This is a genomic window from Lentzea sp. NPDC060358 (genome assembly GCF_042725365.1).
In the GTDB taxonomy this organism is placed as follows: Bacteria; Actinomycetota; Actinomycetes; order Mycobacteriales; family Pseudonocardiaceae; genus Lentzea.
Window position 1 is genome coordinate 39,505 of sequence record NZ_JBHXCW010000025.1, and the last position, 17,723, is coordinate 57,227.

The 17,723-nt window shown below is 69.8% G+C and carries 12 protein-coding genes; 8 read left to right on the forward strand and 4 right to left on the reverse strand.

The window, feature by feature from the left end:
- Positions 1-67 precede the first annotated feature (67 nt).
- Positions 68-976 (forward strand): cation diffusion facilitator family transporter, encoded by a 909-nt coding sequence (locus ACFWGZ_RS08265; protein ID WP_382450784.1) that lies wholly within the window; start codon positions 68-70, stop codon positions 974-976.
- Positions 977-1,236: 260 nt separating this feature from the next.
- Here ACFWGZ_RS08265 and ACFWGZ_RS08270 read toward each other — a convergent pair whose 3' ends face one another.
- Complete coding sequence (locus ACFWGZ_RS08270; protein WP_382450785.1) at positions 1,237-5,469, reverse strand: GH92 family glycosyl hydrolase; 4,233 nt, start codon at positions 5,467-5,469, stop codon at positions 1,237-1,239.
- A 194-nt stretch (positions 5,470-5,663) separates the two neighbouring features.
- On the opposite strand from ACFWGZ_RS08270, the gene ACFWGZ_RS08275 reads away from it, so the two are divergent.
- Complete coding sequence (locus ACFWGZ_RS08275) at positions 5,664-6,791, forward strand: ROK family protein (RefSeq protein WP_382450796.1); 1,128 nt, start codon at positions 5,664-5,666, stop codon at positions 6,789-6,791.
- A gap of 223 nt (positions 6,792-7,014) precedes the next feature.
- On the opposite strand, the gene ACFWGZ_RS08280 is transcribed toward ACFWGZ_RS08275, so the two are convergent.
- The 3 genes from ACFWGZ_RS08280 to ACFWGZ_RS08290 all read right to left on the reverse strand — a co-directional run bounded on the left by ACFWGZ_RS08280 (position 7,015) and on the right by ACFWGZ_RS08290 (position 10,588).
- Positions 7,015-8,889 (reverse strand): acyl-CoA dehydrogenase family protein, encoded by a 1,875-nt coding sequence (locus ACFWGZ_RS08280; protein WP_382450786.1) that lies wholly within the window; start codon positions 8,887-8,889, stop codon positions 7,015-7,017.
- Between the two features lie 164 nt (positions 8,890-9,053).
- Entirely contained in the window at positions 9,054-9,743 is a 690-nt protein-coding gene (locus tag ACFWGZ_RS08285; protein ID WP_382450787.1) for a DUF305 domain-containing protein, read from the reverse strand.
- On the reverse strand, positions 9,743-10,588 hold the full coding sequence (locus tag ACFWGZ_RS08290) for a DUF3105 domain-containing protein (protein WP_382450797.1): 846 nt from the start codon (positions 10,586-10,588) through the stop codon (positions 9,743-9,745). The genes ACFWGZ_RS08285 and ACFWGZ_RS08290 overlap by 1 nt, the downstream gene beginning before the upstream one ends.
- Before the next feature lie 169 nt (positions 10,589-10,757).
- On the opposite strand from ACFWGZ_RS08290, the gene argS reads away from it, so the two are divergent.
- The 6 genes from argS to ACFWGZ_RS08320 all read left to right on the forward strand — a co-directional run.
- A complete protein-coding gene (argS, locus tag ACFWGZ_RS08295; RefSeq protein ID WP_382450788.1) occupies positions 10,758-12,395 on the forward strand; it encodes an arginine--tRNA ligase in 1,638 nt (545 codons plus the stop codon).
- The gene (gene lysA / locus ACFWGZ_RS08300; RefSeq protein WP_382450789.1) at positions 12,395-13,813 is read left to right on the forward strand and encodes a diaminopimelate decarboxylase; all 1,419 of its coding nucleotides are present in this window, start codon (positions 12,395-12,397) and stop codon (positions 13,811-13,813) included. Before argS ends, lysA begins: the two co-directional genes overlap by 1 nt.
- On the forward strand, positions 13,810-15,111 hold the full coding sequence (locus ACFWGZ_RS08305) for a homoserine dehydrogenase (protein ID WP_382450790.1): 1,302 nt from the start codon (positions 13,810-13,812) through the stop codon (positions 15,109-15,111). Before lysA ends, ACFWGZ_RS08305 begins: the two co-directional genes overlap by 4 nt.
- On the forward strand, positions 15,108-16,160 hold the full coding sequence (gene thrC, locus ACFWGZ_RS08310; protein ID WP_382450791.1) for a threonine synthase: 1,053 nt from the start codon (positions 15,108-15,110) through the stop codon (positions 16,158-16,160). The genes ACFWGZ_RS08305 and thrC overlap by 4 nt, the downstream gene beginning before the upstream one ends.
- Positions 16,157-17,008, forward strand: a complete 852-nt coding sequence (gene thrB / locus ACFWGZ_RS08315; protein WP_382450792.1) for a homoserine kinase — start codon at positions 16,157-16,159, stop codon at positions 17,006-17,008. The genes thrC and thrB overlap by 4 nt, the downstream gene beginning before the upstream one ends.
- A gap of 321 nt (positions 17,009-17,329) precedes the next feature.
- Positions 17,330-17,723 (forward strand): Rho termination factor N-terminal domain-containing protein (locus tag ACFWGZ_RS08320; protein ID WP_382450793.1); only part of this gene is annotated, 394 nt, incomplete at its 3' end.

Genomic DNA, 17,723 nt, shown 5'->3' on the forward strand with positions numbered 1-17,723 from the left:
CACGACATCGGGTGGGAGGGAATACGTCGGATTGCACTCATGCGCATATCGCTATATGTTCCGGAGCATGGGTCACGGCCATGGACACGGGACGGCGTCGGCGAGCGGGCGGCACGCCGGCAGGTTGTGGGTCGCGTTCGGCATCGGCGCTGTTTTCATGGTGGTCGAGTTCGTAGTCGGGTTCGCCACAGGCTCGCTCGCGTTGATCTCGGACGCCGCGCACATGCTCACCGACGTGCTGGGCGTGGGCATGGCGCTGGCCGCGATCCTCGTCGCCAAGCGGGCCAAGGCCGGGAAGAACCGCACGTTCGGCTTCTACCGGGCCGAAGTGCTCGCCGCGCTGGCCAACGCCGTGCTGCTCTTCGGCGTGGCCGGGTACGTGGTCTACGAGGCCGTCGGGCGGTTCCAGGACCCGCCGCAGGTGCCGGGGTGGCCGGTGCTCATCGCGGCGACCCTGGGTCTTGCCGCCAACCTCGTCAGCTTCAGCGTCCTCAAAGAGGGCGCGAAGGAGAGCATCAACGTCAAGGGCGCCTACCTCGAGGTGGTGGCCGACCTCGTCGGGTCCGTCGGCGTGCTGATCTCCGCCCTCGTCACCCTCACGACCGGGTGGAAGTACGCCGACCCGATCATGGGCGTGCTGATCGGCGTCTGGGTCCTGCCGCGGACGTACGCGCTGGCCAAGAACGCGTTGCACATCCTCTTCCAGCACGCGCCGGAGCGGTTGGACGTCACCGAGATGCAGCAGGCCCTCGCGCGGATCGACGGGGTCGCCGAGGCGCACGACCTGCACGTGTGGACGCTCACCAGCGGCATGGAGGTGGCTTCGGCGCACCTCACGACCACCGAGAAGGCCGATCACGCCGACGTGCTCAGGGCGGCGCAGGCCCTGCTGGCCTCCGAGTACCACATCGAGCACGCCACGCTGCAGGTCGAGGGCGGCTCGTCAGCGCAGCGGTGCCGGGAGCTTTCCTGGTGATGCGGGGAGATCCCGCAGATCGTCCTTCGTGGACGGGGTTCCTGTTCGTGACGGAACGGTCTCGGTGCGAGGATCGGGAACCGCCACCCAGACACGGCCTCGTTCGAACGGCACCACAAGAGCCTCCCCGTCACCGCAGCATGAACCGCCAAGATCTCATCGGAGTATGTCCGAAGGGGATAGCTCCTTTCAGGTGAATGGGAAAAGCCGCGCTCCGTGACGGAACGCGGCTTTTCGCTCAAGCGGCTGTCAGTTGGTCGTTACAGCCCAGTGCACTGTCCTGCCTTCGGCCCCTTCACCTCGTTCGCGAAGCCGTTGTTGACCGGCGCCGGGTCGTTGCCGGTGCAGGACAACGGGCCGCCGACCGCGGAGAACGCCACGACCGACCTGGTCTTGTTCGACGTCAGCGACACCGGGCCGCCGACCGAGGTGTTCTCGACCGCGACCTCGGTGGCGGAGCCGTGCACCGTCACCGGGCCGCCGACCTTCGTGCCGACGAGCACCACGGAGGCCGCGTCGGCCGCCGAGATCGGGCCCTTGACCTCGCCGCCGAAGACGTACAGCGTCGCTCCGCGGGCCACGGTCACCGGACCGTTGATCGTCGCGCCGTCCACATAGGTCACGCCCTTGACCTGCATCGGACCGTTGACCGCGCCCGTCACCGTGGTGGTGGGGGCCGCCAGCGGCTTCGACAGCAGCTCGAACTCCGCGAGCGCGACGTCACCGGAGAACTCCAGGCGGTAGAAGTTGTAGCGGCCCGGCGAGGCGATCTTGAACGACCGGGTGTACTGCTGCCACTGGAACTTCTCGCCGGAGCGCTTGTCGACCGTCGCCCACGTCTTGCCGTCGTAGGAGCCCTTGAGCTCCCACGCCGAGGGCGCCGTGCCGGTCTTCGCGCTGGTCAGGGTGTAGAACTCCGCCTTCTCCCTGGCGTCGGCCGCCTTGAAGTCGAGGGAGCCGACCACCGCGGAGGTGCCGGAGTTGTCGTCCACCAGCGCCGCGGTGCCGACACCGGAGGCCACGTCGCGCAGCGGCGCCGGGACGGCGTCGCCCTGGGTGATCGAGTCCGGCACGTCGTTGGCGCCCGTGCCCCACTTCGACGGCTTCGGGCCCATGTCGAAGTCGAGCGTGCCGCCGGCGGCGAGCACGTCGTGCGGCAGCGACGTCTTGTTCCACGCCTTGCCGTTGACCTTCACGCCCTGCACGTAGATGTTCTTCGCGCTGTTCTTCGGGGCGTTGACGACGAGCTTCTTGCCGTTCTCCAGCTTCACGGTCGCCTTGGTGAACAGCGGCGAGCCGATCGCGTAGGCGGGCTTGCCCATCTGCAGCGGGTAGAAGCCCAGCGCCGAGAACAGGTACCAGGCCGACATCTCGCCGTTGTCCTCGTCGCCCGCGTAGCCCTGGCCCTCCTGCGAGCCCACGTACAGGCGCGACAGGATCTCGCGCACCTTCTCCTGGGTGCCCGACGGCTTGCCCGCGTAGTTGTACATGTAGGCGATGTGGTGCGACGGCTGGTTGGAGTGGCCGTACTGGCCCATCCGCACGTCCCGCGCCTCGATCATCTCGTGGATCACGCCGCCGTAGCCGCCGGGGAACTTCGCGGTCTCGGGCAGGGTGAAGAACGAGTCGAGCTTCTGCGCCAGCTTCTCCCGCCCGCCGTACAGGTTCGCGAGACCCTGCCCGTCGTGCGGCACCGAGAACGCCATGTTCCAGCCGTTGGTCTCGGTGTAGTCGTAGCGCCAGTCCTGCGGGTTGTACTTCGCCGGGTCCTCGACGCGCCACGACCCGTCGACGTTGCGGCCCTGGAAGAACTCGATCCGCTTGTCGAACGTCAGCACGTAGTTCTGGGCGCGGTTGAGGAAGTACTCGTACTCCTCGGCGTAGCGCTTCTCGCCCGTCTTCTCGTGCAGCGCCTTCGCCATCGACGCGATGCCGAAGTCGTTGACGTAGCCTTCGATCGCCCACGACCAGGCCTCGTCGAGCTGGTCGTTGCCGGTCCAGCCGAGGAACACCGACCGGTCCATGCCCTTGCGGCCGACCTGCTGGTTCGGCGGCACGACGGACGCGTTCTTCACCGCGGCGTCGTAGGCGGCCTTGATGTCGAAGTTCGTCACGCCCTTGAGGTAGGCGTCGGCGAACGCGACGTCGGAGCTCGTGCCCGTCATCAGGTTCGCGTAGCCGGGGGACGACCAGCGCGAGATCCAGCCGCCGTCCTTGTACTGCTGGACGAAGCCCTCGGCCATCTCACCCGCCTGCGACGGGGTGAAGAAGCTGTAGGCGGGCCAGGTCGTGCGGTAGGTGTCCCAGAAGCCGTTGTTGACGTAGACCTTGCCGTCGACGATCTTCGCGCCCGTCTTCGTGGGCGTGTTCTCGCCGACCGCGGGCGCCACCGGGGACGCGTACTGGATCTTGTCGCCGACCTTCTCGAAGCCCGAGTTCGGGTAGAGGTAGAGCCGGTACATGTTGGAGTACAGCGTGATCAGCTGGTCCTCGGACGCGCCCTCGACCGACAGGATGCCGAGCACCTCGTCCCAGGCGGCCTGCGCACGGTCGCGCACCGACTCGAACGTGTCGGAGCCCTTGACCTCCTGCTCCAGGTTCGACTTCGCCTGGTCGACGGAGATCAGCGACGTGGCGATGCGCAGCTCGACGGTCTTGTCGCCGAACGAGAAGTAGCCGCCGGCGTTGTCGCGGCCCGCGCCGGTCAGCCGGCCGCTCGCCGTGACCGCCTTGTCGACCTTGCCGTAGACGAACAGGCGGGTCGCGCCGGTGGACAGGCCGCTCTTGACGTCCGAGTAGCCCGTGACGACGCCGTTCGCCGCGTCCAGGGTGAGGCCCGCGGAGTTGTTGACGTTGTCGAACACGAGGTTCCTCTGGCCCTCGTCGGTGAACGAGAAACGGAAGACCGCCGCGTGGTCCGTCGGCGCGATCTCGGTCTTCATGCCGTTCTCGAAGGTCACGCCGTAGTAGTGCGCCTTCGCGACCTCGTTGTCGTGCCGGAACGGCAGGGCGCGCAGGGCGCGGTCCTGGGTCGGCGCGATGGTCGACGGCATGACCTGGAACGTCTGGCGGTCACCCATCCACGGGCTGGGCTCGTGGGAGGCGGTGAACGCCTGCAGCGTCGGCAGGTTCTGCGCGTTGTTGCGCTGCTGGTACTCGTAGAGCCACGAGATGGACCCCGCGTTGGTCATCGGGGTCCAGAAGTTGAAGCCGTGCGGCACCGCGGTCGCCGGGAAGTTGTTGCCCCGCGAGAACGAGCCGTTCGAGTTCGTGCCGCGCGTGGTCAGCACGTAGTCCGACGGCTTCGCGTACTGCTTGGTGACGACGTCGCCGATGCGGATGTCGTCGTACCAGGCGCCGAACTCCGTCGGGCCCTTCGGACCGTCGTAGGCGACCAGGACGCGCTTGATCGTCTTGCCGGCCGCGACCGCGCCGATCGTGGACGCCACCTTGTTCCACTGGTTCGTGTAGAGGAACTTGCCCGCGCCCTGGCCCTGCGGCGACAGCACGGCACCGTGCTGGTCGACGGCCTTGAGGTCGCTGAGGTACGTGCCGTCGGAGAACGCGAGGTCCACCGCGGAGTACGTGCTCGGGTAGTCCAGGTTGTCGGTCACGAAGTCCGGGAACACCATGTACGACAGCTCGGTCTTGGCGCCGACCTTCACGTCGACGTCGAAGACCTTGTTGTAGCTGTACGCACGGCCCTCGGCGGTGTGCCTGCCCTGGGCGCGGAACGCCTTCACGCCGGTCCAGCCGACGCGCGACTTGGCCGTGTACCCGCCCGTCGGGCCGTTGCCCACGACGCTGCGCATGTTCGGCGGCGGGGGCGTGGTGGACCCGTCGGAGAGCTGGACCTCGGCGAGCTGCACGATGTTCGTGGAGCCGTTGTTCAGCGTCACGTCGAGCTTGTACTGCGTGAACGCCTGCGGCGCCGCGATGTCGTAGGTCTTCGTCTGGAACCGCTCCGGGAACGCCTCGCCGGTGCGGGTGTCGACGACGGTCCAGTCGGTGCCGTTGTTCGAGCCCTGCAGCGTCCAGTTCTTCGGGTCGCGTTCGGGGGAGTCGTTGGCGGACGAGAGCGCGTACGTCTTGATCGTCTGCTGTTCGGCGAAGCGGAACGACGCCCAGCCCGTGGTGGCGAAGACCAGCCACTTGGTGTTGACGCTGCCGTCGACGAGGTTCTCCTTCACCTCGCCGCCGTCGGTGTTCTCGCCGTTCGCCTTGACCTCGAGGACCTTGTCGGAGACGTTGCCCGGGATGCCGGACCCGTCGGACCCGATCACGCCGGACGACTTCGGCTTGCCCGCCGCGTCGGTCTCGACCGCGTTGGCCCACGACGGCTGGGGTTGACCGTCCTCAAAGGACGAGGAAAAGCCCACGCCTTGCTCCTCTGGTGCGGCGGCCGCGTACCCGTTGGTGACGCCGCACACCAGTGTCGCAGTGATCGCGACACTCAACAGAGTTCTGGTTCGTCTCTTCCCCAGTTGCCTCATCGCAACCCTTCCGCCGCCAGACCTGCGCCTTTTGGGTGGGAGCGTTTCTGCACGTGACATCGTTGTCAAGGGACAAGACGGTAATTGTCGCGCAACCTGTCCTTTCAACAGTTGCGCGCTGACCCGGTCGTTCAAGATCTAGAATCGGGCGGGTGACGGACCGCAAGCCCCCAGAGGTGGGTACGCCCGCGGGCATGCGCGTGCTGAACCAACGCGCTGTGCTGGACCGGCTGCGCCGTCTGGGTGCCGCCACCCGCCCGCAGGTCGCCAGGGACACCGGTCTGTCGAAGCCGACGGTCGGGCAGGCGCTGGCCGACCTCGAGCGCCACGGCCTGGTCCGCCCCACCGGCCGCACGACCGCGGGACCCGGCAGGTCGGCGGTGGTCTACGAGCCGAACCCGGCGGCCGGCTACGTGCTGGGCGTCGACATCGGGCGCGAACGGATCCGCGTCGCCGTGGCCGACCTGGGCGGCGCCGTCGTGGCCCGCGTGGACGAGCGCAACCGCTGCCGCTCGGCCGCCACCCTCGTGCGCACGGTGACCGGCCTGGCCGCGCGCACCGTGGCGGACGCCGGCCTCGCGCTGACCGACGTCGTCGTGAAGGTGATCGGCAGCCCCGGCGTGGTCGACCAGCGCTCCCGGGTCGTGCGGCACGCACCGAACCTGCCGGGCTGGGAGTCCGCGGGCGTGCTCGACGGGCTGGAGTCGTCGCTCGGCCCGGTGGTGGTCGTGGAGAACGACGCGAACCTGGCCGCGCTGGGGGAGCACGTGTACGGCGCGGCTCAGGGCGTGCGCGTGTTCGTGTGCGCGACGGTCGGCACGGGTGTCGGCATGGGCATCGTGGTGGACGGCAAGCTGTTCCGCGGCGCGCACGGTGCCGCGGGCGAGGTCGGGTTCCTGCCGGTCGCGATGTCCACTTCGGACGTCCACGGTGGACGGTTTGAGCAGATGACCGCGGCGGAATCCGTTGTGGCGCAAGCGCGGGAGCGCGGTCTCGTGGCGCGGTCCGCCCGCGACGTCTTCCGGCTCGCGCGGGCGGGCGACGCGGCCGCGGCGGAGGTCGTGCGGGTGGAGGCGGAACGGCTCGCGTTCCTCGTCGCCTCGGTCACCGCGGTGATCGACCCCGCGCTCGTCGTGCTGGGCGGCGGGATCGGGTCGAACGCCGACCTGCTGCTCGGCCCGCTGGAGACCGCGCTGCGGGCGATGACGCCGCTGGCGCCTCAGGTCGTGGCGGGGTCGCTCGGTGACGGCGCGGTGCTCTCCGGGGCCATCGCGATGGGCCTGGAAGCGGCCCGCGAGCTGGTCTTCGAAGTCACTCTCTGAGAGTAGTCGAGTAACCCTCACCTGGTAGTTCACTCAATCGTCGTAACTGTTAACGCCGTTTTGTGGCTTAGCGTTACCGCACCTCCTCCTGGAGGGGTTGTGTCCTTCCGTTGCAAGGGGAGTCGGTAGGGGGATGCGGGGGACGTAGCCCCCTACCGGCCGAGCGCACTGGGCAGGTGCCGCGCCCGCACCACCATCAGCCTGCCCAGTGCAGCAACGGGAGCTACCTCGGCGTCGGGCGGTGGACGTTGCCGGCGGCCGACGCGCGGTGCGCCGAGTCCGCGATCCACCTGCCGGGGATGGACGGGTCGACCACACCGTCCTCGAGCCACGTGAAGCCGCCGTCGAGGACCTGCTTCGCGAGCGCCTGGTCGCTGTCGTCGGTGTTGGTCCAGAGCTTGTCGAACAGCTCGTCGACCCGGATGCGAGCCTGCTTCGCGAACGCGTCGGCCAGCACCCTCGAGTTCGGGTTGGCGTCCTGCGCGGCCCGCACGCACGCGGCGCTGATCGCGAAGAGCTCGGCGCCGATGTCGACGATCCGGCTGAGGAACCGCTGCTTGCGCTCCATCTTCCCCTGCCACCGCGACATCGCGTAGAACGTCTGCCGCGCCAGCTTGCGCGCCGACCGCTCGACGAACCGCAGGTGCTTCGCGAGCGGCCCGAACTCCGCGTACGAGGCGGGGCTCTGGCCCTTGCCGACGACCAGCGTCGGGAACCACTTCGCGTAGAACCCGCCCGCCTTGGCCGCGGCCCTCACCTTGGCCTGCCGGTCGGCGTCGGGGTCGATGATGTCGCCGGCCACGCTGAGGTGGGCGTCGACGGCCTCGCGCGCGATCAGCAGGTGCATGATCTCGGTCGAGCCCTCGAAGATGCGGTTGATCCGCAGGTCCCGCAGCACCTGCTCGGCCGCGATGCCGCGTTCGCCGCGCGCCGCCTGGCTCTCCGCCGTCTCGTACCCGCGCCCGCCGCGGATCTGCACCAGCTCGTCGGCCACCAGCCAGGCCTTCTCGCTCGCGTAGAGCTTGGCCAGCGCGGCCTCGATGCGGATGTCGTGGCTGCCCGCGTCCGCCAGTTCGGAACTGAGGTCCAGCACGGCTTCCAGCGCGTAGGCGGTCGCGGCGATGTAGGCGATCTTGCCCGCGATGGCCTCGTGCCTGCCGACCGGCAGTCCCCACTGCACCCGTTCGGTGCTCCACTCGCGGGCGATCTTGAGGCACCACTTGGCGCTGCCCGCGCACAGGGCGGGCAGGCTCAGCCGGCCGGTGTTCAGGGTGGCCAGCGCGATCTTGAGGCCGGCGCCCTCCCTGCCGATGACGTTCTTCCCGGGGACCCTCACGTCGTGGAACCGCGTGACGCCGTTCTCCAGGCCGCGCAGGCCCATGAACGCGTTGCGGTTCTCGACGGTGATGCCCTCGGCGTCCGCCTCCACGACGAACGCCGTGATCCCCTTGTCCGGCACCTGCGCCATGACGACGAGCAGGTCGGCCACGACCCCGTTGGTGGTCCACAGCTTCACGCCGTTGAGGACGTAGTCGTCGCCGTCCCTGGTGGCGGTCGTGCCGAGCCGCGCCGGGTCGCTGCCCACGTCCGGTTCGGTGAGCAGGAACGCGGTGATCTCGCCCCGGGCGCACCTCGGCAGGAACTCCCGCTTCTGCTCCTCGTCGCCGAACATGGTGACGGGCTGGGGGACGCCGATGGACTGGTGAGCGCTCAGCATGGCGCCGATCGCCGGGCTGGCCGACCCGACCAGCATGAGGGCCTTGTTGTAGTAGACCTGGGTGAGGCCGATGCCGCCGTACTCGGGCTTGATCTTCATGCCGAACGCGCCGAGGTCCTTGAGGCCCTTCAGGACGTCGTCGGGGATCCGGGCGTCCTTCTCGATCTTCGCGTTGTCGACGTGGGTCTCGGTGAACTTGCGGAGTCTGGCCAGGAAGGCCTCGCCTCTCTCGTGGTCCTCTCTCGTGCCGGTGGGGTGGGGGTGGATGAGGTCGAGGCGGAAGTGACCGAGGAAGAGCTCCTTGCCGAAGCTCGGTCGCTGCCAGCGGGTTTCCCGTGCTTGTTCGGCGACCTGCCGGGCCGCGCGCTCGTCGACGGACATGGTTACCTCCGAGTAGGGGTGTGACCCACGTTACTCAGGGGTAGGCGGATGTCCACGGTTTGCGGAGCGTGGGGGCCGTTGGATGCGTCGGCTCGTCTTCCACCGGAAAATCGAAGGGCCGCCCCCTGCCGGGAGCGGCCCTTCGTGCCGGACGGACACCGTGGCTACGGCAGCGGGGCGGCTCCGCGCTTCGCCAGGTAGTCCTTCATCAGTTCGGTCTCCGAGGCCTGCGACTTCAGCATGTTCTCGGCCAGGGTTCGCACGAACGGCTGGCTCGCCCTCGTCGAGGCGTACTCCGCCATCGGTGCGCCGCCCACGTGGTGGCGGAGCATCAGCTGCAGGAAGTACACGTCGAAGTCGCGGCCCGCGGGCATCGTGCGGAGCTTCGTCAACTCGTCGGTCACGGCCATGCCCGGCATGAGGGGCTTGCCCGCCTCCGGGGTCGTGGCGCCGTGGCCGTGGACGCCGGAGTCGTTCATCCACGACATGTAGACGCCCGAGATGTTCTGCTCGTGCTCGTTCCACATCATCAGCCAGCCCTTCATGCGGCCGACCTGTTCCAGCTGGGTGCTGGCGATGTCGAACGCGAGCTGGCGGATCTCGGTGTCGGTGGAGCGGTCGCGGGCGATGTTCGCCATCTGGATGCCCTGCAGGTGGTGCTGGGACATGTCCTGGCAGAAGCCCACGTCCACGGAACCGGAGGCCGGGGCCGCGGAGGACGAGGCCGAGCCGGGGAGCTTCACGAGCAGGCCCACCGCCGCGCCGAGGAGCAGGACGGCCAGCACCGCGGCGCCGATCACGAGGACCCGGGCGACCCCGGAGGGGCGCCCGGTCTCGTCGGCGGGAGACGTCATCAGCTCGACGGGGGCGTGGAGGCCGAGCCCGACGCGGGCGGCGTGCTCATGTTCGGCTGCTGGCCCTGCTGGCCCTGCTGGCCCTCGGTCTGCGAGTCGTCCTTGCCACCGTCCATCGGCACGGCGTCGGCGCCCGGCTTCTCGGCCACGAACGGGGCCGGGTTCGACAGGAACGCCGTGTTCTCGCAGGACGCGCCGACCTCGGGGTAGGTGTTCGGGTTGCGCAGCAGCGAGGAGATGAACTGGTCGATGCGCTCGTCGTCGGCGTTGTCGACCTTCAGCTGGTGGCCCCAGGACTGCAGGGAGATCGGCTTGTCGAGGCCGGGGTACGGCGACAGCATCATGTACGGGATGCCCTCGACCTTGACCTTCAGCTTGTTCAGCGCGTCGTCCTTGACCTGGTCCGGGTTGTACGCGATCCAGACGGCGCCGTGCTCCAGGCCGTGGACCATGTTCTCGGTGCGGACGGCCTTGTCGTAGACGACGCCGGTGCAGTCGGCCCACTGGGCGTCGTGCGGGCCGCCGAACGACGGGGTCTGGTCGTACGCGACGCGCTGCGTCGGCTCGACGTGGCGGGAGCCCTTGTACTCCTTGGTCACGATGCCCGCGAGCTGCGTCGACGGGTCCTTGTTCGTGTCGGAGGGCTTCCACTTGGCCAGGGCGGCCTCTTTGACGTTGTTCGCGTGGATCTGCGAGTACGCATACCCGAAAACGCCGCCCGCGAGGCCCAGCACGGCGATCACCGCGATGATCGTGCCCCACGGCTTCGGCTTGCTCGCCACCACCGAGGAACGGGCCGCGGCCACGCTGTTGCGCGTGGCCTTCGTCTTCTTGCCGCTGGTCATGTCCGCCTCAGATGTCGTCCTGGTCAACCGGCGCCAGTGTAGGGACTCCGTGTCTGGTCGCTGTCAGCGCAGGGCGATACCACGTGCGCGTTAACACTTGCCGTCTCACCCTCCGAGACCCGGTAACCCGGTCGAGACCTGCGACAACGCTTCTCTAGACTCATGCGGCGTGACCCCCGAAGCGCTTGCCGATCTGGTCCGGACCACGGTTGCCCGGCTGCTGGCCGACCGAAGCCTGGACACCTCTGCTCTCCCCGGGCAGGTGACGGTCGAGCGCCCCAGGAACCCCGGGCACGGCGACTACGCCACCAACGTCGCGCTGCAGCTCGCCAAGAAGGTCGGCGTCCAGCCCCGCGAGCTCGCCACGTGGCTCGCCGAGGCCCTGCTCGCCCAGGACGCCATCGCGAAGGCCGACGTCGCCGGTCCGGGCTTCCTGAACCTCACGATCGCCACCGAGGCCCAGGGCGCGATCGTCCGCGCGGCCCTGCAGGCCGGCTACGGCACCGGCTCCGAGCTCGCCGGTCAGCGGATCAACCTGGAGTTCGTCTCCGCCAACCCGACCGGCCCGATCCACCTCGGCGGTGCGCGCTGGGCCGCCGTGGGCGACGCGCTCGGCAAGGTCCTGCAGGCCCGCGGCGCCGAGGTCACCCGCGAGTACTACTTCAACGACGCGGGCGCGCAGATCGACCGGTTCGTCCGGTCGCTGATCGCCGCCGCGAAGGGCGAGCCCGCCCCCGAGGACGGCTACGCGGGCACGTACGTGAGCGACATCGCCGCCGAGGTGCTGCGCCGCGAACCGGGAGCGCTCGGCGACCCCGAGACCGTGCGCCGCGTCGGCGTCGGGCTGATGTTCGACGAGATCAAGCGGGCCCTGCACGAGTTCGGCACCGACTTCGACGTCTTCTTCCACGAGGACTCGCTGCACCGCAGCGGCCGCGTGGACGAGGCCGTCGCGAAGCTCAAGGCCACCGGCTCGCTGTACTCCGAAGACGGCGCCTGGTGGCTGCGGTCCACCGCCTTCGGCGACGACAAGGACCGCGTCGTCATCAAGAGCGACGGCGACCCGGCCTACATCGCGGGCGACATCGCCTACCTCGTCGACAAGCGCAGCCGCGGGTTCGACCTGTGCATCTACATGCTCGGAGCGGACCACCACGGCTACGTCGCGCGCCTGAAGGCCGCGGCGGCCGCGCTGGGCGACGACCCGGCCGTCGTCGAGGTGCTGATCGGCCAGCTCGTGAACCTGGTCAGCGAGGGCCAGCCCGTCCGGATGAGCAAGCGCGCCGGCACCGTCATCACGATGGAGGACCTGGTCGACGCCGTCGGCGTGGACGCGGCGCGCTACGCCATGACCCGGTCGAGCGTCGACTCGTCGCTCGACATCGACCTCGACCTGCTGCGCAAGCACAGCAACGACAACCCGGTCTACTACGTCCAGTACGCGCACGCCCGCATCTCCGGTGTGCTGCGCAACGCCGCGGACCTCGGTGTCACGCAGGGGGACGACCTCTCCCTGCTGGTCCACGAACGCGAGGGCGACCTGATCCGCACCATCGGCGAGTTCCCCAGGGTGGTGGCGACCGCGGCGGAGCTGCGCGAACCCCACCGGGTGGCGAGGTACCTCGAAGAACTCGCGAGTTCCTTCCACCGCTTCTACGACCGCGAGCGCGGCTGCCGCGTGCTTCCCCAGGGCGACGAGGAAACCACCCCGTTGCACCGGGCGAGGCTGACGCTCTGCGCCGCGACCAGGCATGTTTTCGGAGCGGGCCTCGGCCTGCTCGGCGTCACCGCACCGGAGCGAATGTAATGCGAGCACATCCCGCGGGACCTCGGCACGCCGACGTCCTGGCACCCGGCAACACCGCCGGTGACCGCCCCTCGACCTCGGAGCAGCTCGACTTCCTGCACCCGAACGTGTGGCCCCGCAACGCCAAGCGCACCGAGTCCGGTGTCGTGGAACTGGCCGGCGTGGACGTCCGCGGCCTCGCCGAGCAGTACGGCACGCCGCTCTTCGTCATGGACGAGCAGGACTTCCGCGCGCGCTGCCGCGAGCACGCCGAGGCGTTCGGCGACCCGACGCTCGTGCACTACGCGTCCAAGGCGTTCCTCAGCGTGCAGGTCGCGAAGTGGGTGGCCGAGGAAGGCCTCTCGATCGACGTCTGCAGCGGCGGAGAGCTGGCGATCGCGCTGCGGGCCGAGTTCCCGGCCGAGCGGATCGCGTTGCACGGCAACAACAAGAGCGTTCCCGAGCTGATCGCCGCCGTGGAGGCGGGCGTCGGCGGGGTCGTCGTCGACTCGTTCCACGAGATCGCGCGCCTCGACGAGATCGCGCGCGACCGCGGTGTGGTGCAGAAGGTCCTGATCCGCGTGACGGTCGGCGTCGAGGCCCACACGCACGAGTTCATCGCCACCGCGCACGAGGACCAGAAGTTCGGCTTCTCGCTGTCCTCCGGCGACGCGGCCGAGGCGGTGCGCCGCGTGCTCAAGGCCGGTGGCCTGGAGCTCGTCGGCCTGCACAGCCACATCGGCTCGCAGATCTTCGACGCGTCCGGCTTCGAGGTCGCGGCCCGCCGCGTCATCGGGCTGCTCGCCGACATCCGCTCCGAGCACGGCGAGATCCCGTCCCTGGGCGTCGTCGACCTCGGCGGCGGCCTCGGCATCGCCTACACGCCGGACGACGACCCGCCCCCGCCCGCGGAGCTCGCGCGCCAGCTGCACAACATCGTGCAGAAGGAGTGCGAGCACAACGGCCTGGAGATGCCCCGCATCGCGGTCGAGCCCGGCCGCGCGATCGTCGGCCCCGGCACGGTCACCGTGTACGAGGTCGGCACGATCAAGGACATCGAGCTGGACGGCGGCGCGCGGCGCCGGTACGTCAGCGTCGACGGCGGCATGAGCGACAACATCCGCACGGCGCTCTACGACGCGGTCTACGACTGCAAGCTGGTCTCACGCGCGTCCGAGCCCGAATCGAGGGCCGTGCTGTGTCGTGTGGTCGGCAAGCACTGCGAGTCCGGTGACATCGTGGTGCGCGACTGCTGGCTGCCCGACGACCTCGCGCCGGGCGACCTGGTTGCGATCGCCGCCACAGGGGCCTACTGCTACTCGATGGCGAGCGGGTACAACCGACTCCCGAGGCCCGCGCTCGCCGCGGTGACCGAGGGGCAGGCGCGGCTCGTGCTGCGCCGCGAGACCGAGGACGACCTGTTCCGTCTGGAGGTATGAAAGCCGTGAAACCGATTCGGGTCGCCTTGCTGGGTTGCGGCACGGTGGGCACCGAGGTGGTCCGGCTGCTGACGGACCAGGCCGAGGACCTCACCCAGCGCATCGGCGCGCCGGTGGAGCTCGCCGGGATCGCCGTGCGCAGGCCGAACAAGCACCGCGAGGTGCCGGCGCACCTGCTCACCACGGACGCCGAGGCGCTCGTGAAGTCCGACGACGTGGACGTGGTCGTCGAGGTCATCGGCGGCATCGACCCGACGCGCGGTCTCCTGCTCGAGGCGCTGCGGGGCGGCAAGTCCGTCGTGACGGCCAACAAGGCGCTGCTCGCCGAGCACGGCTCCGACCTGTTCGAGGCGGCCGACGCCTCGGGCGCGGACCTGTACTTCGAGGCCGCCGTCGCCGGAGCGATCCCGTTGCTGCGCCCGTTGCGGGAATCCCTTGCGGGAGACCGGATCACGCGCGTCATGGGCATCGTCAACGGCACGACGAACTTCATCCTGTCCGCGATGGACGCCACGGGCGCCGGTTACGCCGAGACGCTCGAGGAGGCCTCGCGCCTCGGGTACGCCGAGGCCGACCCGACCGCCGACGTCGACGGGTTCGACGCGGCGTCCAAGGCGGCGATCCTCGCCTCGCTCGCGTTCCACACGCGCGTGACGGCGTCGGACGTCTACCGCGAGGGCATCCGCGCCGTGTCGGCCGCCGACATCGCGGCGGCGAAGGGGCTGGGCCGCACGGTGAAGCTGCTCGCGATCTGCGAGCGCGTCGTCAGCCCGTCCGGCCAGGAGTCAGTCGCCGTTCGAGTCCACCCGGCCATGATCCCCCGGACGCATCCGCTGGCGAGCGTCAACGGTGCGTTCAACGCGGTGTTCGTCGAGGCAGACGCGGCGGGGGAGATGATGTTCTACGGGCAGGGCGCCGGTGGCGCCCCCACGGCGAGCGCGGTGCTCGGCGACCTGGTCGCCGTGGCGCGCAACCAGGTCGCGAGCGGACGCGGTCCGCGCGAGTCGGCCTACGCCGCGCTTCCCGCGCAGCCCATGGGGAACACCCCCACGCGCTACCACATCAGCCTCGACGTGGCGGACAAGGCGGGCGTCCTCTCGCAGGTCGCCGCCGTGTTCGCCGAGCACGACGTGAGCATCGCCGCCGTGCGCCAGGAGGGCCGGGTCGAGGACGCCAGCCTGGTGATCGTCACGCACGCGGCGACCGACGCCGCGTTGCGGTCCACTGTGGACAAGATCGGCGGTCTTCCCGTGGTGCGGGACGTCGTCAGCGTGATGCGGGTGGAGGGCGAAGAGTGAGTTCTTCGAGAGCAGGCTGGCCCGGGCTCATCAACGCCTACCGGGACCGCATCGAGATCCCCGAGGGCGCCGAGGTCGTGACGCTGCACGAGGGCGGCACGCCGCTGGTGCACGCGAAGCGGCTGTCCGCGGCCACGGGCTGCGACGTGTGGGTCAAGGTCGAGGGCGCCAACCCGACCGGGTCGTTCAAGGACCGCGGCATGACCGTGGCCATGACGTACGCGCTCGCGTCCGGCCTGAAGGCGGTCATCTGCGCCTCCACCGGCAACACGTCGGCGTCCGCGGCGGCCTACGCGGCCAAGGCGGGCCTCACGGCGGCCGTGCTGGTGCCCAGCGGCAAGATCGCGATGGGCAAGCTCGCCCAGGCCGTGATGCACGGCGCGAAGATCCTGCAGATCGACGGCAACTTCGACGACTGCCTCGAGCTCGCGTCGAAGACCGCCGCCGAGTACCCGGTCACGCTGGTGAACTCGGTCAACCCGGTGCGGCTCGTCGGTCAGCAGACCGCGGCCTGGGAGGTCTGCGACGTGCTCGGCCAGGCGCCGGACGTGCACTGCCTGCCGGTCGGCAACGCGGGCAACATCACCGCGTACTGGAAGGGCTACACGTCCTACGACCAGGGCCTGCCCCGCATGTTCGGGTTCCAGGCCGCCGGGGCCGCGCCGCTGGTCAGCGGTGCGCCGGTGCCGAACCCGGAGACCATCGCGACCGCGATCCGGATCGGGTCGCCCGCGTCGTGGACCGGGGCGGTGAACGCGCGCGACGAGTCCGGCGGCCTGATCGACGCCGTCACCGACGACCAGATCCTGGCCGCCTACCGGCTGCTCGCGTCGTCCGAGGGCATCTTCGTGGAGCCCGCGTCGGCCGCGTCCATCGCCGGTCTGCTGATGGCCGCCGAGGACGGCAGGCTGCCCCGCGGGTCCACGGTCGTGTGCACCGTCACGGGCCACGGTCTGAAGGACCCCGACACCGCCCTGCTCGGCACCACCGAGGTCGAGCCGGTCCCGGTCGACCCCGGAGCCGTCGCGCACGCGCTGGAGCTCGCGTGAGGTTCCTCGTCTCCGTCCCCGCGTCGACCGCGAACCTCGGTTCGGGGTTCGACGCGCTGGGCATGGCCCTCGGGATGTACGACGACGTCGAAGTGGCCTCAGCCGAGGACGGCCACCTCTCGGTCGCGGTCGACGGCGCCGGATCGGCCGGCGTCCCGCTCGACGAGACCCATCTCGTCGTGCGGGCCGTCCGCGCCACCGGCTACACCGGCGGTCTCGTGCTGAGGTGCCGCAACACCATTCCGCACGCGCGCGGGCTGGGCTCGTCGGCCGCCGCGGTCGTGGCGGGTGTCGCAGCGGGATTCACCCTGACGGGTCGCGAGTTGGACACGGACGCGTTGCAAATCGCCGCCGAGTTCGAGGGCCACGCGGACAACGCCGCTGCTTCTCTCTTCGGCGGCGTAGTCGTTGCGTGGTCCGAAGGAGAGCGCTACCGCTCCGTCCGGGTGGACCCCGACGCACGCGTGCGCCCGGTCGTGCTGATCCCGGAGCAGGAGTCGTCCACCAAGACCACCCGCGGCCTCCTCCCGGCCGAGGTGCCGCACGCCGACGCCGCGCACGCCGCCGGGCGCGCCGCCCTGGCCGTGCACGCGCTGACGTCCGATCCGTCCCTTCTCCTTGCCGCTACTGAGGATCGCCTCCACCAGGACTACCGCGCGCCCGCGTGGCCCGAGACCGTCCGGGTGATCAACGATCTTCGCAAGCTCGGAGTTCCCGCCTGCGTGTCCGGAGCGGGACCCACCGTGATCGCGTTCGGCGATCTCCCTCCCGAGGTCGACCTGCACGGCTTCCACGTGCGGAGACTCGACGTCGACAGGGCCGGCGTGCGCGTTCGTCCATTGGACTGACACGCCCGACCCCGGTTGTTGCATGGTGGAAGAGGGGCGTCTACCCTCGGGGGCGATCAGTCACCGCGCGCACGGGCGCCGGTGTCGCGCCCGGACACTCGTTCCGGGTCGCAATCCTTTTGTGTTCCGGCCCTGTGCCGTGCGGGCGGGGCGGATACAAAAGAGGCACCCGATCGCCGTGTGACCTGAGAAAAGTCCCGTGCTTGCCGGAAGCGGTGTGTGCTTCCGTCTGCATCGGACTGACCGCCGTTCCCCAGTTGACGCGGGAAGGCGGGTCCGCTGGGCCGCGTAGGAGGCGGGGCCTGGTCAGGAAGGACATGTGTGAGCAACACCGATTTGCTGAGCAGCGACGTCGCAGCTGCGTCTGGTTCTGGAGCCGAGGAGAACGCTCTGTCCACCCCTTCGAACGGCACGACGCCGCGCCGGCGCGCGGGTCTGTCCGGCATGGTCCTCGCTGAGCTCCGTGAGCTCGCCGGCACGCTGGGCATCACCGGAACCGCAGGTCTGCGCAAGGGCGACCTGATCGCGGCCATCAAGGAGAAGCAGGGCTCGGGTGCCCCCGCCAAGGCGGAGAAGCCCGCGAAGGCCGAGAAGGCCACCGCGAAGGCCCAGGCCCCCGCGGAGAAGCCCGCGGCTGCTCCCGTGGCCGAGAAGCCCGCCGAGAAGCCTGTTCAGCAGCAGCTCGACGTGGCGGAGAAGCCCGCCGCCGCCGCTG

Bases quoted from the DNA above. Each gene is read 5' to 3' on its own strand.
- ACFWGZ_RS08265 (WP_382450784.1), top strand. From the start codon at position 68: ATGGGTCACGGCCATGGACACGGGACGGCGTCGGCGAGCGGGCGGCAC.
- ACFWGZ_RS08270 (WP_382450785.1), bottom strand. From the start codon at position 5,469: ATGAGGCAACTGGGGAAGAGACGAACCAGAACTCTGTTGAGTGTCGCG.
- ACFWGZ_RS08275 (WP_382450796.1), top strand. From the start codon at position 5,664: ATGCGCGTGCTGAACCAACGCGCTGTGCTGGACCGGCTGCGCCGTCTG.
- ACFWGZ_RS08280 (WP_382450786.1), bottom strand. From the start codon at position 8,889: ATGTCCGTCGACGAGCGCGCGGCCCGGCAGGTCGCCGAACAAGCACGG.
- ACFWGZ_RS08285 (WP_382450787.1), bottom strand. From the start codon at position 9,743: ATGACGTCTCCCGCCGACGAGACCGGGCGCCCCTCCGGGGTCGCCCGG.
- ACFWGZ_RS08290 (WP_382450797.1), bottom strand. From the start codon at position 10,588: ATGACCAGCGGCAAGAAGACGAAGGCCACGCGCAACAGCGTGGCCGCG.
- lysA (WP_382450789.1), top strand. From the start codon at position 12,395: ATGCGAGCACATCCCGCGGGACCTCGGCACGCCGACGTCCTGGCACCC.
- ACFWGZ_RS08305 (WP_382450790.1), top strand. From the start codon at position 13,810: ATGAAAGCCGTGAAACCGATTCGGGTCGCCTTGCTGGGTTGCGGCACG.